This window comes from Aneurinibacillus tyrosinisolvens, assembly GCF_001015055.1.
Classification (GTDB): Bacteria; Bacillota; Bacilli; order Aneurinibacillales; family Aneurinibacillaceae; genus Aneurinibacillus_A; species Aneurinibacillus_A tyrosinisolvens.
In genome coordinates, this window is the sequence record NZ_BBWZ01000001.1 from 299,074 (window position 1) to 314,489 (window position 15,416).

The following is a 15,416-nucleotide window of genomic DNA, read 5'->3' on the forward strand; positions in this document are numbered from 1 at the left end:
CTCTTTCATTCACAAAATAATCCATCCGTAACTTATATACGGACGGCGCGGGAAAAGGATGCAAAAAAATGCTATACTGACTGGGAGTAAGTTTAGAAGAAAATGAGGTACAACATTTTATGAAAGTAACCATTGCAACACTAAACGCGAAGTATATCCATACATCCCTTGCCCTGCGCTATCTAAAGGTCTTCTGCCAGGATGATTTTCCTATCGATCTCGCAGAGTACACGATTAAAGATCCGGCGATGAATATCGTAGCCGACCTATACCAGAAAAAGCCGGACGTACTTGGGTTTTCATGCTATATATGGAACATTGAAGAGACGATCGAGATTATATCCATGCTCAAGAAGGTTATGCCTGAAGTCAAGATTATACTCGGAGGGCCGGAGGTATCCTATGATGTAGAATACTGGATGAACCGTCTTACTGACGTTGACTTTATCGTTGTCGGAGAAGGGGAAGAGACCTTCCACCATCTCCTGTCTGAAATTCAGGGAGAACAGAAGTATCACTTTGTGTACGGAACCGCCTACCGCAAAGGGGAACAGGTTGTTATTAATCCTCCACGCCCCAGGCTGGACCTAAACCAGATTCCTTCTCCGTTCTACTTTGAAGAAGATATCCCGAACCTTGCGAACCGGGTGACGTATTTCGAGACAAGCCGCGGCTGCCCGTTCTCCTGCCAGTTCTGTTTATCAAGCATTGAGGTCGGGGTGCGGTATTTTGATATTGAACGCACGAAAAGAGATATTACACACCTTATAGACAAGGGAGCGAAGCTCATTAAGTTTGTTGACCGCACGTTCAATATTAAGCGGGATTACGCGATGGAGGTTTTTAAGTTTTTAATTGAGAACCACCGCGGCTGCGTATTTCAATTCGAAATTACGGCTGATATCATGCGGCCTGAAGTGCTGGATTATCTTGCCGAACACGCGCCGCCGGGCATATTTCGTTTTGAAATCGGTGTGCAGTCCACAAATGAAGAGACGAACGATATCGTAAAAAGGAAGCAGAATTTCACCAAGCTTTCCCGTACGGTCACTAAGGTGAAGGAAAGCGGAAAAATCGACCAGCATCTTGATTTAATCGCCGGGCTTCCCGAAGAAGACTATGCATCGTTCCGCAAAACGTTTAATGATGTGTTTGCGCTTGGTCCGGAGGAACTGCAGCTTGGCTTCCTGAAAATGCTGCGCGGGACAGGCGTGCGCCTTAACGCGGAGAAATACGAATATAAATATATGGACCAGGCACCGTATGAGATTTTGGAAAACCGTGTCCTTCCCTTCGCCGATATTGTACGTATCAAAAGGGTAGAGGACGTGCTGGAGAAATACTGGAACGCACACCGGATGGATCATACGCTCCATTATTTGATTCAAAATGAGTTTGCTTCTGCTTTCGATTTCTTCCAGGAATTCGGCGACTTCTGGGAGAGCAAAGGATGGTCCCGCATCGGGCACCAGCTGGAGGATTTGTTTACGAGGCTGCACTTGTTCTTACAGATGAGAGGGACAGCCAATATGGAACGAATCGAAGGGCTGATGAAGTATGATTTCTTCCTGAACTATAAGTACAAGCCAAGGAAGACCTGGTGGCAGTACAGCATAGAAAAAGGGGAGCAGTCCCGTTTCATTAAGGCGGTTGCTGCACAGCCTGAGCTTATGGGCGAGCAATTTGCTGCGCGAGCTCTTGATGAAAAGCAGCTGCATAAGCACACGATGATCGAAGTGATGCCGTTCAGTCTGTCGATGTATTTAGAAACGGGGGAAATAAAAGAAGACAGGGAGCTTTTGCTTGTTTACTATAACCCGGAAGAGGGCGACCGGGCCCAGCCATACCTGGTTTCGTTGGAAAAGCTGCAAAGCCCAATCAATCAATGAATAGAAAAAGAAAAAGGAACAGCCTCCTTCTGATGAAGGAAAGGCTGTTCCTTTTTCGCCTATAATTTTATTTGTAAGCTTCTTTTTTCTGCTGTTCCCGGATAAAATAATGCATAATAAACTCTACAACACTGAGAGAAATTCCGGCAATAATCGCACCGGGCAGTGCGATCATACTCCGGGGGAAAACAAAGCCTGACAAATAAATAATAAGAATAATAGCGAAGGCGCCCTGCATTGTGGATATAGAAACCCCGAACAAAGGCAGGACAACCTCGTCCGCAACAATGCCGATAACAAGCAGCAGCAGGCTGACTGCAAGCCAGTGGAAGACACCGGCAAAGCGAAGCGACCCGGCATAACGACAGACAGGAAGTAAAGGACCCCGGGAAAAAAGATCAGCTTATATATCGTATTGATGAGCATTCTTTGCTTCATGAGGACACACCTCCTTTTGCTTAGTATTTCCAGAAGTGGTACGATAATAAGGAATGAAGGACAGAAACAGCGAAACAATAAGATTGATATTACATAATGGAGGAATCGCCATGGATGACAAATTGCTGGCCATGTACAAAGAACTAACCGAAACACCAGGCGCACCTGGCCACGAAGGGAAAGTTCGCGACGTTATGCGCAAGTATGTAGAGGCGTATGCGGATGAAATAACGACAGACAATCTTGGAAGCCTCATTGCCCGCAAAGGAAACCAGGGCCCGAAAATCATGGTAGCCGGCCATCTTGACGAAGTCGGCTTCATGATTACAATGATCACAGAAAAAGGCTTTCTCAAGTTCCAGCCGCTCGGCGGATGGTGGGAACAGGTTATGCTCGCCCAGCGTGTGGCCATCCAGACAAGAACCGGCGTAATCGAAGGCGTTATCGGTTCCGTGCCACCGCACATTCTCTCTCCAGAGGCACGCAAAAAGCCGGTCGACATGAAAGACATGTTCATTGACATTGGCGCTTCCAGCAAGCAGGAAGCAGAAGAATTCGGCGTGCGTCCCGGAGATACCGTTGTCCCGATTTGTCCGTTCACCGTGATGAATAACCCGAAATTTATGATGGCAAAAGCATGGGATAACCGCGTAGGGATCGCAATGGCCATTCAAACGCTCCAACAGCTCAAAGAAGTAAACCATCCGAACACCGTATTCGGAGTGGGAACGGTACAGGAGGAAGTAGGATTGCGCGGCGCGCAAACGTCCGTCCATGCGGTTGATCCGGACATCGCTTTTGCCGTCGACGTTGGCATCGCAGGCGATACACCGGGAGTAAAGGAGCAGGACGCCCAATCAAAAATCGGGGAAGGCCCACAGCTTCTACTGTATGATGGATCGATGATTCCGCATGTTGGCCTCCGAAATCTTGTTATCGATACGGCAACAGAACTAAACATTCCATTCCAGTATGATACGATTTCCCGCGGCGGAACCGATGCAGGAAGATTGCATCTGCACGGCAAAGGGGTTCCGTCGATTGTCATCGGAATTGCGACCCGTTACATTCACAGCCACGCCGCGATTCTTCATCGCGATGACATTGACAATGCCGTGAAGCTGATTACAGAAGTGATTAAAAGACTCGACGCAGCGACGGTTGAAAAAATCAAGCGCCAGGAATACTAGCAACAAAAAAACCATCGATTATCAAATCGATGGTTTTTTCGTTCACGCTATTATTTAAGCTGCTGATGAAGAATGCCAATCATGTTATTTTTATCGTGCTGCTCGCATTTTCCCCATACCATTTCGAATAACACACCAAGACCTGGGAGAGCTTTTTCCTCCCGGCTGGAGATGGCATCATCAATCGTATTGCGGATGTCCTCCTCCGATGAGCCGTGCATATTCTGCATAATGGCCGCGCGCAGGTCAAGATCAGCGATGTTCATTACTTTCACGCTCCTTGTAAAAAAGAGATAGATTCCTGCTTATTTTGACCAGAACCCTTTATTTTCATCCCCTATCGAAAATAGCCCGGCCCCAGTGTATAATGAATTCGAATAATAAAGGGGTGTGGGGACAATATGGCAGACCAATCTTATGCAGTGATTGGAATGGGGCGTTTTGGAGCGGGTGTAGCCCAGGAGCTATACAACATGGGGTATGAAGTGATGGTCATTGATGAAAGCGAAGAGAGAATTCAAGAACATAGCAGCATTGCAACCCATGCCGTTCAAGCGGATTCAACAGATGAACAGGCGCTAAAGGAGATTGGCATCCGAAACGTCGATGTTGTCGTTGTAGCCATTGGCGCAGACATCCAGGCGAGCATCCTTACTACGCTGATTTTGAAAGAGATGGGCGTAAAAATGATTGTGGCGAAAGCCAGAATGAACGCCACGGACAGGTGCTTTACAAGGTCGGCGCGGATCGGGTTGTTTTCCCGGAGAGAGACATGGGGCTTCGTGTTGCGCACAATCTTGTTTCTCCCAATGTGCTTGATTTTGTTGAATTAGCGGAGGAATATAGTATTGTGGAAGTCATTGCTTCCGAGAAGCTGGAGGGAAAAACGCTTAGCGATTTAGACATTCGCGCCCGTTTCGGCGTAAACGTAATGGCGATTAAGAGCGGCACTCATTTTAACATTGCGCCAAGTGCTGATGATATGATCCATGAGGGAGATATTCTCGTTGTTATCGGGCATAATAATGATTTAAAACGTTTTGAAGAAAAGTCGTAAACACGTAAAGGAGCAACCAGATGGACGTTATTTCTTCGGCACAGAACCCGCGAATTAAGCAGTGGGCAAAGCTTCATATACGTAAAGAACGGGAAAAAGCCGGCCTGTTTTTACTTGAGGGGCCGCATCTTATCGAAGAGGCGTGTAGATTTGAAGCTCCGATACAGGCCATTCTGCTGCAGGATCATATAGAAGAAATCCCGGCATGGCTCGATACATATTCCGCCCGCTCGCAAACACCGCTTTTCCAAACGACGGCACAGGTGATGGAGAAGCTATCAGAGACAAAATCACCGCAGGGCATGATTGCAGTAGTGGAAATGAATCGGCAGGTTCCCCGAAATCTTCCCGAGGATTTTCTGCTTCTGATGGTCGATCGCCTCCAGGATCCCGGCAACCTGGGAACGTTAATTCGAACAGCGGATGCTGCGGGCTTTCACGGTGTCGTTATCGGGGAGGGCAGCGTGGATTTATATAATGGGAAGGCAATTCGTTCTACGATGGGATCGCTGTTCCATCTTCCGGTCTGGAATGCCGACCTTGCCCAATTCATTGCCCAAACACGAAGCAGCTACCCGGATGTTCGGGTAATCGGGACGAGCCTGGAAGAGTCAAAGCTTTACAACGATGTTTCGTATGCCGGTCCTGTCATGCTTGTTATAGGAAATGAGGGAAGCGGAATAACGGAAAACATTCTCGCCTTTACAGACGAGAATGTCATTATCCCTATTTACGGGAAGGCAGAATCATTAAATGCTGCGGTCGCCGGTTCCGTGCTTATGTATGAGGCGGTCCGGCAGAGAAACGACCGATGATAGGGAAGCTGCTTATCCGGCGTGGTCCCGCTCGGCCTCACGCTGTTTTTTCATGTCCTCCCGCATCGTTTGCCACTGGTCCCGGGCGAGGCCTGCCATTTTCGGATCGCTCTCTTTCAGCGGGTGTTCTACCACTTTAGAGAAATAGCGAAGCGCTTTGGCAGGGTCGCCAAGCTGGCGGTGCAGCTCGCCCAGCAGATAAAGAATCATCAATTCCGACATGCTGCTTTTCATATAATCGGCTGTCTGGTAGGATTCCTCGTATTCATCGAGGGCAAGCCGGAGGAAGCGCTCTTCCTCCGCTTTCTTTTTTTGGTATCGGTAAAGCCACGCCAGCCGCAGGCAAAGGCCGGCAAGCACGCAGTGCGTTTCTTTTCTTACCCCGGCCGTAAAGATGGCTAGCTTGTACGTTGCGATGGCTTCCGGGATATTACGGACACCAGTATAGTCTTTTTTCGTCCAATTAGCGGCGATTTTTTCTTCAATCAGTTGCTCGATTTGCGGCGGAACTCCCTTCCTGAAGCTCTCATTACAGGAATACCCGCACTCAGGACAGACGACTACATGGTATAACGTCGGGTTTTCTGCGTGATTTTCGTAGTGTTCACAGAAATCGGGGTCACGTCTATAGGGGCGGCCGCGGCGCAGCCGTACTTTCTTGCTTGCAAAAGAATGCTGGCAGTGAGCACATATAAATTTCTTGTCGTATAAGATATTGTCTAGAGGATCCATGTGCTTCTCCTTCAGGTGGGATAGAATTGGATAGAAATTCCCCATATTTGTAGTATATGCCATAAGTAACACGCAGGGTAGAGGAAAAAGTGCGGGTGTAAATTTTGCATGCTTGATGTTTTTTCCTAATTGCTATATAATCGATCCACAAATGCATTAGTTGTATAGGGAAAAGCAAAGAAGGAGACTAGTACGTGGGATTGCAGCTCACAGGGAGAGAACGCCTTAGACTGAAAGCGTTCTTGAGGCAGGCAGCCATCGAATTCACTCCGGAGCTGTCCTCTGAATGAATAAGTAGGAGGAACCGGACCTATGTCCGTTATCAGGCAATAAGGTAAGAGCTGCAGCTTTATCGTTTATGATGCGCTCTTAAACTAAGGGTGGTACCGCGACCTCTCGCCCCTTTCCGGGTGGGAGGTCTTTTTGTGTTATAAGCAGGCGGTTTGCGGGGCAAGTCCCTTTGTACATATCCAAAAGGAGGTTTCAGGTGTGCGTGAAAGATTAGAATCATTGAAGCAGGAAGCATTGAACGAACTGGAGCAAATTGAAAGTTCAGGGCAGGTTCAGGAGCTGCGCGTAAAGTATCTCGGGAAAAAAGGGCTGCTCACAGAGATTTTACGTGGAATGGGAAAGCTGTCCGCTGAAGAGCGCCCGATTGTCGGCCAGGTGGCCAATGAAGTGCGTGAAGCGATTGAGAGCAAGCTGGAAGAGAAAGGACAGGCCGCAGAGCGGGCGGAAGTAGAGGCAAAGCTGGCGAAGGAATCGATCGATGTGACATTGCCGGGACGTACCGTCCATGCAGGGAACCGCCACCCGCTTAACCTTGTTATCGAACAGATTGAAGATATTTTCCTTGGAATGGGCTTCAACATTGCAGAAGGCCCGGAAGTGGAAACAGATTACTACAACTTCGAAACACTGAACCTTCCGAAGGATCACCCGGCACGCGACATGCAGGATTCCTTCTATATTACGGAGGACATTCTGCTTCGCACACACACTTCTCCCATGCAGGTGCGGACGATGGAGAAAATGCAGGGCCAGGTTCCCGTGAAAATCATTTGCCCGGGCCGCGTATACCGCAGAGACGACGATGATGCAACACACTCACACGTCTTCACACAGGTAGAGGGGCTCATGGTTGGAGAAAATGTGCGGATGAGCGATTTGAAAGGAATCCTGCTGTCTTTTGCCCGCCAGATGTTTAGCGAGGATGCGAAGATCCGCCTTCGCCCAAGCTTCTTCCCGTTCACGGAGCCGAGTGCGGAAGTGGACGTGTCCTGCATGTTCTGTGGGGGAAACGGCTGCCGCATCTGTAAGCATACCGGCTGGATTGAAATTCTTGGGTCCGGAATGGTACACCCGCGTGTTCTTGAGATGGCCGGGTATGATCCGCAGAAACATACGGGCTTTGCTTTCGGCATGGGCGTTGAGCGGATTGCGATGCTGAAGTACGGCGTTGACGATGTCCGCCATTTCTACACGAATGACTTGCGCTTTCTAAAGCAGTTTAACCGGGTATAGGAGGAGAGGAATAGCGATGAAGGTTTCATATAACTGGCTGGCACAGTATGTGGATTTATCCGGCATTACACCGGAGGAATTGGCTGAAAAGCTAACCCGCAGCGGTGTTGAGGTCGATGCGATTGAATATAAAAATAAAGGAGTAACTGACGTTGTTGTCGGTTACGTAACGGCCAAGGAAAAGCATCCGGACGCCGATAAGCTGAACGTGTGCCAGGTAGACGTGGGCGCAGCAGAACATCTGCAAATTGTATGCGGTGCGAAAAATGTGGACGCAGGCCAGAAGGTTCCGGTCGCCATTGTCGGCGCAAAGCTGCCTGGAGACTTGAAAATCAAGCGTGCCAAATTGCGCGGCGTAGAATCGCAAGGAATGATTTGTTCCGCAAAAGAGCTTGGAATGAACGACAAGCTGATGCCAAAGGAAATTCAGGAGGGTATCCTTGTTTTATCGTCTGATTTAGAAGTAGGACAGCCGATTCAGCCGCTGCTCGGCCTTGACGATGTCGTGCTTGAACTTGGCCTGACACCGAACCGTTCCGATTGCCTGAGCATGATCGGCGTCGCTTATGAGGTTGCGGCCATTCTGGACCGCGAAGTGACTGTACCGCATGCCGAAGTAAAAGAAACGGCCGGCTCGATTCAGGATAAAGTAAAGATTGAGATCGAGGCGCCTGAGCATTGCCACCGCTACCTGGCCCGGATGATTTCCGGAGTAAAGCTCGGTCCGTCTCCGCTCTGGATGCAAAACCGCCTCATGGCTGCCGGGATTCGCCCGATTAGCAACGTCGTTGATATTACGAACTATGTGATGATGGAAACAGGGCAGCCGCTTCATGCGTTTGATTATGCCCAGGTGCAGAACGGCCGCATTGTTGTCCGCCTGGCAAAAGAAGGGGAAAAAATCGTAACGCTTGACGATGTAGAGCGGACGTTGGATGAAGAGATGCTCCTTATTACAGACGGCATCCGTCCGATCGGCATTGCCGGTGTCATGGGGGGAGCCAATTCGGAGGTCCATGAAGGAACGCAGGCTATTTTGCTGGAGTCGGCTCACTTCGCGGGCTCTTCGATTCGCAAAACCGCTCGTAAACTCGGGCTCCGTTCAGAAGCGAGCCTGCGGTTTGAGAAAGAAGTAAACCCGAAAGCGGTCGAACAGGCGCTTGAGAGAGCTGCTTCCTTAATGATTGAACTGGCAGGCGGAGAAGTGGCGGAAGGGATTGCGGATGCTACGGTTACGATTCCGGACGAGAAGATTGTAGATCTTCGCATGCAGCGCCTGAATGCAGTATTAGGGACTTCGCTTGGATTGAACGAAGTAACAGGAATATTGGAGCGCCTTTCCTTCCCTTATGCGGTGGAAAGCGATACGATCCGTGTTACGGTTCCTGCACGCCGCCAGGATATTACGAGGGAAGAAGATTTGTTCGAGGAAGTGGCCCGCCTTTACGGGTACGACCACATTCCGACGACAATGCCGTACGGTGGAAGCACGCAGGGAATACTGACCCGTGAACAGTCGCTGCGCCGTACGATCCGCCAGATTCTAAACGGAGCCGGCCTGGATGAAGTGATTACCTATTCTTTTACAAATCCAGCAATCATGGACGATTTCGCAGGGTTGTACGGTGAAACAAAGCCAATTCCGCTTGCCATGCCGATGAGTGAGGAGCGAAGCGTGCTGCGGACGAATCTGCTTCCTCATCTGCTGGAAACGGCAGCGTACAACGTAAACCGCAAGCAGCGGGATATTGCGATTTTTGAGATGGGAAATGTATTTTTAAGCGAGGAACAGACGCTCACTGAGCTTCCGAAAGAAAAGCTTACGATTGCCGGTCTTCTAAGCGGAAGCTGGATTGGGCAGCATTGGATGGAGAAAGCGGCACCGGTTGATTTCTATCTTGTTAAAGGGATGCTGGATATTTTGTTTAATCGCCTTGGCATTAGCGGGATTCAGTACCGCCCGGTTAAAGACCTTGCCGGAATGCACCCTGGCCGCACCGCAGAAATTGTTCTGCAGGATCATGTTGCCGGCTATGTAGGCCAGGTACACCCGGTCACCCAGCAAAAATATGATCTAGAAGAAACATACGTGTTCCAGCTTGATGGCGAACTGCTGCTCCGGCTGGCAACGATGCACCAGGGAATGGTGCCGCTGCCGAAATACCCGGCGATTAGCCGTGACATTGCCGTTGTTGTCGATCGAGGCGTCAGTGCGGGTGCCCTGCAGGAAACGATTGAGAAATCGGCCGGCTCCTGGTTAGAGTCTGTCCGTATTTTTGACGTATACGTTGATGATAAACTCGGAACGAATAAGAAGAGTGTCGCCTTATCGTGCACATACCGCGACCCGGAGAAGACGCTGACAGATGAAGAAGTACAGGATGTCCATACTAAGGTAATCGAAGCGCTCGCTGCGGAATGCGGTGCGGAGCTGCGCGGATAAGATGTAATAACAAGGCGGGACAAAAGCGGAAGCGTTTTTGCATCCCGTCTTCTTTTTTTACCCACTTGACGCATCCTCTTTCTTTCTTTAGTTCATGGAGTAGTATATATTTATGTAAAAGGATGTTAGGAGGACAGCAGTGTGCCGAAAGAAAACAAGGAACGGGTTACTGTTGAAATATATGGCCAGTACTATACGATGAAAGGTGACAGCAGTTCCTCACACATGCGTATGGTGGCCGGATATGTAGATGATAAAATGAGACAGATCGCGACGGGGAACCCGCGCCTCGATACAAATAAACTTGCTGTGCTCGCAGCCATCAACATGGCCGACGAATATTTCAGGCTCCGGATGGAATATGAAGAATTAATTGCGCTGCTTGAAAGAAGCACACAGGAGGAAGAAGACCCCATCGAAGAGCCGGTGGAAGAAATCAATAATAAAGAAGATAAGGAGTAGAAAAATGATGAATATATTGGACGGAATCCTCATTGTCATCCTTTTACTGAGCATATGGAGTGGATACCGCCAGGGACTTGTGCTTCAACTTGTTAAATTAGCAGGACTCGTTCTGTCTTTTGCTGTTGCTTTCTTTTACTATAAACAGTTGGCAGTTAAACTGATGGAATGGTTTCCGTTATCAAAACTTCAGTCGGCAGGGTCTTTTTCTGCGATCGGAGAACTTCCTTTTGTCCAGCATGGATTGTACAACGTCATCGCTTTCTTTATTCTCGCCTCACTAACAGGCTGATCGTTCGCCTTATTGGAGGCGCCATTAACAACGTGGCAAAGCTGCCGGTCCTTTCCCTTATCAACGGGGTGGCAGGCGGTGTTGTCGGCTTCCTGAAAAGCGGCCTTATCCTGTTTATTTTGCTTGTTATCGCCTATTCGCTTCCCCTTCCTTCCGTGCATAAGACGATGGAAGGATCGGCTTTTGCATCCTACTCGGTAAAATATTCTCCTGCAATGGGAGCGTGGCTGAAGGACATGATAGGCAACCAGCCCAAGAAAAAAGATGCATCGGTCTAAGGTAAGAAAATGTTTTATAGAAAAACGCCGCCCTATGTTGTGTCAGGGCGGCATTTATTTTACCTGATCCGCACGACTCTCGCTTTAACAAGATATCTGCTTAGCTGTTCGAAAGCATGCAGCTGGCTCTCGTACACTTCTGAAATCTCCAGGATGCGTTTTAAAATATCAATCGGTAAAATTTCGTCCAGCGACAAATCAAACACATAGAGATTTTCCCTGACGATTTTCTCCATCATTTCCGCAAGCGCCTGGTGTTCCGGATGGCCGTATTCCCCGTGCAAATTGTGTGTCACGATCCTCTCATAGGATCGTTCATTAACGGCTTTTTCCAGGTCTTTTTCAAGCTGAGGCCGGTTTACATGCGCCGTCCACGCATCATCATAGTTCCACATTTCGTATTCCGCTCCGACCATTTCCATCGCCCGGGCAAACTCCCTGGAACGAACCGGGTTTTCCTTTTCCGTAATACAGATAACCTTCCAGCCTTTTTCCCTGATCAGTTCGTGTCCGCCAAACATAATTTCATCATCCGGGTGTGCGACGATCATTAATTTATTAATTTCCATATCGTATCAGGCTCCTTTTACACGATTGATACTCTTCCTTACCCGCTTTTCCGCCAGGAGAGGGTTACCCTTCTGATTTGCGAGGTATAGGCAGTAGAAGAGCAAAGTAAGGGAGGATACGATATGGAGGAAATTACCGTTCGGCCTATTAAAGACGAGCAGGAACTGGAGACAGTGTACCGCGTGTGGGAAACCGCTTTTCCTGAAGAAAAGCAATTTTTTGAGCGCCGCCTGCAAAGCGAGGAGAAGTATGACCCGGAAACGACGTGGGTGGCTGCTGTAGAGGGTGAAATTGGAGCTGCTGTTCAGATTTTCCCCTATCAGGCGTGGATGAGCGATATACAAGTGAAAATCGCCGGCATCGGCAATGTCGCCACCCTGCCGCAGTACCGGGGCAGAGGCCTGACCCATGCGATTTTGCGTGAACAGATAAAGTGGATGCGCAAGCAGGGCTATGACTTATCCCTTCTCTACACAGGAATTCCTGCTTTTTATGAAAAAGCAGGCTGGCACACGGTGGAAGAGTTGTTTTATAACTTACCATTAAAAAACATACAGCTACATACAGACCCAGCCTTTGCATACACCATAGCAAGTTTTTCAGATCAGGATCTAGACGGAGTCCGTCAAGTATACCGTTCCTGCAATAAACATCGAACAGGCGCGCGCATACGGACGGAGGAATACTGGCAGAAGCTAATGAACCGTGCCAATGACCCACACGCCGATTTTCTTACCGCTAAAGAGTCGTCAGGCCGGATCATCGCCTATATATGGACAGGCAATACGAACGAGAGCAAGATGCAAATCCAGGAGCTATGTTATGCCGAGGGAGGAGAAGCAGCAGCTCTTTCCCTTGTGAAAGAAATAATACAGAGGCACCCTGCAGCAGAAAGCGCCCGGCTGGCTGTTCCCGCCGGCCACGTACTTGCCCGGGTGCTTGAAGAGCAGGGGATACAGCCAGAAAAAAGCGGAGAAGCAATGTGGCGGGTGCTAAACGAAAGGGAGTTTTTTAGGAAGGTCACCGCTTTGCTGACGAAACGAATTCTGAAGGAGGGGCGGATATTCCAAGAGCTTGTCCATAGCCGTACGGCGATACGGATTACCGGGTATGATACACAGCTGGTTATTATAGGAGAAAAAGCAGAGATAGAAGAACGAGGCCGAACTGAAATATATGAAAATAAAATCGAGGTAACGGAAGGAGAATGGCTGAAGATGGTACTGCGGGGAGCGCAGCACGCAGAAGATCAAAACGTGCGTGAAAATGCGCTCCTGCAGGTTTTGTTTCCTGAACCGGGTTCAATCCTGTGGAAGCCGGATCGGTTTTAATTACTCGCTTCTCCAGCCTTCAGCGTGGTCGTTAACGAGAGAAAGGAATGCTTCCAATGCCGGAGAACGCCATCTTTTCTTATGGTGGACAATCTGGGTGGCGACTCTGTGGGAGCGATCATCCCATGCAAGGGCAGCAAGCTTCCCGGTTTGTATTTCCGACTCCACTGCGATCAGCGGCAGGAAGGACAAACCCAGACCCGACATGACACAGTTTTTAATCGCCTCAATGCTCCAGAACTCAAGGTCCGGATTGGGGTAGACGCCGTGGCTGTTCAGGTGTTTTTCGAAAAGCGCGCGGTAGCTGCAGCCGGGTTCGGTATGGAGAATCGTTTCATTTTTTAGATGCTCCGGTTCGACCCGGTTCCGCCCCGCCAGTGGGTGGGATGAAGGCGCGACGAGAGCCATCTTTTCAATGACAAGCGTCTGGACGCCCAGGTCCTCTTCCTGGGCTTCAGGTTCGAGCAGGAAGGCAAGATCGAGTTCTCCGCTGCGGACAAGATTGCGAAGCTCCCAGCAGACCCCTGGTTTAAGGGTGATTTTGACCTGCGGGTACTTCTCTTTATATTTACGTATGATGGCAGGAAGGCGGAAAGCAGCGAGAGATTCTGGAGCGCCGATCGTTATCGCTCCGCTTGGAACTCCTCCGACAGAAATCACTTCCTTTGCCGTATCATGCATTTTGAGAATTTCGAGCGCATAGGGAAGAAGCCGTTCCCCGGCTGAGGTAAGCATAATCCGTTTGCCCAGCCGGTCAAACAGCGGCGTGCGAAGCTCTTCTTCCAGCGCCTGAATTTGGGCGGTTACGCTGGACTGTGCATAGCCAAGCATCTCCGCTGCTTTCGTAAATCCTTTTACCTCAGCGACCACTTTAAACGTATGGAGCTGGCGAAATTCCATCCCTTTATCCCCTTCCATCGTTTTTTGTGATGAATCAAATCGAAACTATCCGTTTTACTGATGATTTGATTATCTGTTAGGATAGAGAAAAATACAAGGGGAAAAGAGGAATTCATTGTGGAAAATCATACGAAATTAAAGCGTTCGATCGGGCTGCCGCAGGCGATCGCCCTTTATATTGGCGCCGTGCTTGGTTCGGGTGTTCTGCTCGTTCCCGGGCTTGCGGCCGAAATTGCCGGACCTGCGTCGCTGCTGGCGTGGGGGCTTATGACTCTTCTTGTGCTGCCGATGGCGCTGTCGATGGGGCTGCTTTCGGCAAAATATCCAAATGCGGGAGGGGTTTCCCACTTTGTCACGCGGGCATTCGGGCCGCGGGCCGGAACCCTCATCGGATGGTTCTTTCTTATGTCCGTCCCGATCGGAGCCCCGGTCGCCGCACTGACGGGTGCAGGATATATGACCGTTGCCTTTGGCTGGAGTGAGCAGGTGCGGGTTATCATCGCGGCTGTCATGCTGCTTGTATCCCTTATTATCAATCTGGTGGGAATGAAGATTGCCGGACAGGTTCAGGTAGCCGTTGTACTGGCCATTGTCGCTGTGCTTATCCTTGCTATTGTGGGGGCGGCACCGGGCATTCAAGCGGTTCATTTCACGCCATTCATGCCCCATGGCTGGGTTAGTGTCGGCCAGGCGGCCGCGATTCTATTCTGGTGTTTTATCGGCTGGGAAGCGGTGTCCCATCTGTCAGAAGAGTTTGTGGACCCGCAGCGGGAAGCGGTGAAGGGTGTTTCGATTGCGGCTGTCATTGTTGGTGTTCTTTATTTTCTCACGGCGCTTGCCGCTGTTGGTACACACAGCTATGGCCATGCGGGGTCGGATGCATCGCTTGTCCTCGTCATCAGCGGGATGCTCGGTTCGTGGGGGAATGTGCTTGCCGGGTTAACCGGTGTATTCATCTGCACGGCTACGGTTATCGCTTATGCCGGTGCCGCCTCACGCCTGGCCTACGCGCTGGCGAGAGAGGGAGAAGCGCCGAAATGGTTTGGCGCAGTATCGCAAAAATACGGCACACCGGCAGGCGGACTCGGATTTCTTACGCTTTGCTTTGCGGTTGTGCTCTTTCTGTACGGAAGCCATGCCGTTTCGTTAACAACGCTCATCCAGTTTCCGAATGCGACCTTCATCCTTACGTATCTTGGAGGGTGTGCAGCCGGCATTCGCCTGCTTAAGGGGAACCGCTGGGGAGTCGGAATGAGCTGGCTGTCTTTTATTCTGACCGCGCTTGTTTTTCCGTTTGTTGGCTGGGCGATTCTTTATCCCATCGCCATTATCGGCGGCATCTGGGCGGCTAAACGAACAGTGATGAAAAAAGTGCCTTTAAAACATACAATATGAGATGAAACCCGGAGAATTTGACCCGCATCAAATGATATAATAGAAAGGTAGCAGGGTACTTGAAGGGTCGGAATGATACTGTTTCCGATTCAATGATGAA

At 49.7% G+C, this 15,416-nt stretch carries 16 protein-coding genes, 1 pseudogene and 1 other annotated feature; of the genes and pseudogenes, 12 read left to right on the top strand and 5 right to left on the bottom strand.

Annotated features, from left to right (window positions below):
* The first annotated feature begins 119 nt into the window (after positions 1-119).
* Positions 120-1,889: a B12-binding domain-containing radical SAM protein gene (locus MBEAL2_RS01490; RefSeq protein WP_047150530.1), complete on the top strand. Its 1,770-nt coding sequence runs from the start codon at positions 120-122 to the stop codon at positions 1,887-1,889.
* A 67-nt stretch (positions 1,890-1,956) separates the two neighbouring features.
* Here the strand turns inward: MBEAL2_RS01490 and MBEAL2_RS29925 are convergent, their stop codons facing one another.
* Positions 1,957-2,151: a hypothetical protein gene (locus MBEAL2_RS29925; RefSeq protein ID WP_500778834.1), complete on the bottom strand. Its 195-nt coding sequence runs from the start codon at positions 2,149-2,151 to the stop codon at positions 1,957-1,959.
* On the opposite strand from MBEAL2_RS29925, the gene MBEAL2_RS33445 reads away from it, so the two are divergent.
* Positions 2,129-2,251, top strand: a complete 123-nt coding sequence (locus MBEAL2_RS33445; RefSeq protein WP_269082429.1) for a hypothetical protein — start codon at positions 2,129-2,131, stop codon at positions 2,249-2,251. The genes MBEAL2_RS29925 and MBEAL2_RS33445 overlap by 23 nt on opposite strands.
* 186 nt (positions 2,252-2,437) lie before the next feature.
* Positions 2,438-3,517: a M42 family metallopeptidase gene (locus MBEAL2_RS01495; protein WP_439644806.1), complete on the top strand. Its 1,080-nt coding sequence runs from the start codon at positions 2,438-2,440 to the stop codon at positions 3,515-3,517.
* A gap of 50 nt (positions 3,518-3,567) precedes the next feature.
* On the opposite strand, the gene sspI is transcribed toward MBEAL2_RS01495, so the two are convergent.
* Positions 3,568-3,783, bottom strand: a complete 216-nt coding sequence (gene sspI, locus MBEAL2_RS01500) for a small acid-soluble spore protein SspI (RefSeq protein ID WP_047150531.1) — start codon at positions 3,781-3,783, stop codon at positions 3,568-3,570.
* A gap of 135 nt (positions 3,784-3,918) precedes the next feature.
* Here sspI and MBEAL2_RS01505 point away from each other — a divergent pair.
* Together MBEAL2_RS01505 and MBEAL2_RS01510 are read left to right on the top strand one after the other, a co-directional pair.
* Positions 3,919-4,574 (top strand): annotated as a pseudogene (locus MBEAL2_RS01505) (potassium channel family protein).
* A 20-nt stretch (positions 4,575-4,594) separates the two neighbouring features.
* Positions 4,595-5,389, top strand: coding sequence for a TrmH family RNA methyltransferase (locus tag MBEAL2_RS01510; protein WP_047150532.1), 795 nt, complete (start codon positions 4,595-4,597; stop codon positions 5,387-5,389).
* A 12-nt stretch (positions 5,390-5,401) separates the two neighbouring features.
* Here the strand turns inward: MBEAL2_RS01510 and MBEAL2_RS01515 are convergent, their stop codons facing one another.
* Positions 5,402-6,121, bottom strand: coding sequence for a DUF2225 domain-containing protein (locus MBEAL2_RS01515; protein ID WP_047150533.1), 720 nt, complete (start codon positions 6,119-6,121; stop codon positions 5,402-5,404).
* 168 nt (positions 6,122-6,289) lie between these two features.
* Positions 6,290-6,528: a binding site (T-box leader), on the top strand.
* Between the two features lie 82 nt (positions 6,529-6,610).
* Here MBEAL2_RS01515 and pheS point away from each other — a divergent pair.
* The 5 genes from pheS (at position 6,611) to MBEAL2_RS33455 (ending at position 11,120) form a co-directional block, all read left to right on the top strand.
* Complete coding sequence (gene pheS, locus MBEAL2_RS01520; protein ID WP_047150534.1) at positions 6,611-7,645, top strand: phenylalanine--tRNA ligase subunit alpha; 1,035 nt, start codon at positions 6,611-6,613, stop codon at positions 7,643-7,645.
* Positions 7,646-7,661: 16 nt separating this feature from the next.
* Positions 7,662-10,088: a phenylalanine--tRNA ligase subunit beta gene (gene pheT, locus MBEAL2_RS01525; RefSeq protein ID WP_047150535.1), complete on the top strand. Its 2,427-nt coding sequence runs from the start codon at positions 7,662-7,664 to the stop codon at positions 10,086-10,088.
* Positions 10,089-10,229: 141 nt separating this feature from the next.
* A complete protein-coding gene (gene zapA / locus MBEAL2_RS01530) occupies positions 10,230-10,550 on the top strand; it encodes a cell division protein ZapA (protein ID WP_047150536.1) in 321 nt (106 codons plus the stop codon).
* A gap of 4 nt (positions 10,551-10,554) precedes the next feature.
* A complete protein-coding gene (locus MBEAL2_RS33450) occupies positions 10,555-10,842 on the top strand; it encodes a CvpA family protein (RefSeq protein WP_047150537.1) in 288 nt (95 codons plus the stop codon).
* A gap of 32 nt (positions 10,843-10,874) precedes the next feature.
* Positions 10,875-11,120 carry a CvpA family protein gene (locus MBEAL2_RS33455; protein WP_047150538.1) on the top strand — a complete coding sequence of 82 codons (246 nt, stop codon included), beginning with the start codon at positions 10,875-10,877 and terminating at the stop codon, positions 11,118-11,120.
* Positions 11,121-11,179: 59 nt separating this feature from the next.
* Here the strand turns inward: MBEAL2_RS33455 and MBEAL2_RS01545 are convergent, their stop codons facing one another.
* Positions 11,180-11,689 carry a PIG-L family deacetylase gene (locus MBEAL2_RS01545; protein WP_047150539.1) on the bottom strand — a complete coding sequence of 170 codons (510 nt, stop codon included), beginning with the start codon at positions 11,687-11,689 and terminating at the stop codon, positions 11,180-11,182.
* Positions 11,690-11,812: 123 nt separating this feature from the next.
* Between MBEAL2_RS01545 and MBEAL2_RS01550 the strand changes: the two genes are divergently transcribed.
* Positions 11,813-13,021 (top strand): GNAT family N-acetyltransferase, encoded by a 1,209-nt coding sequence (locus MBEAL2_RS01550; RefSeq protein ID WP_047150540.1) that lies wholly within the window; start codon positions 11,813-11,815, stop codon positions 13,019-13,021.
* Here the strand turns inward: MBEAL2_RS01550 and MBEAL2_RS01555 are convergent, their stop codons facing one another.
* The gene (locus MBEAL2_RS01555; RefSeq protein ID WP_047150541.1) at positions 13,022-13,921 is read right to left on the bottom strand and encodes a LysR family transcriptional regulator; all 900 of its coding nucleotides are present in this window, start codon (positions 13,919-13,921) and stop codon (positions 13,022-13,024) included. It lies immediately after the preceding gene.
* A gap of 117 nt (positions 13,922-14,038) precedes the next feature.
* Here MBEAL2_RS01555 and MBEAL2_RS01560 point away from each other — a divergent pair, with 117 nt between their 5' ends.
* Complete coding sequence (locus MBEAL2_RS01560) at positions 14,039-15,316, top strand: amino acid permease (protein ID WP_047150542.1); 1,278 nt, start codon at positions 14,039-14,041, stop codon at positions 15,314-15,316.
* The last annotated feature ends 100 nt before the right edge of the window (positions 15,317-15,416 follow it).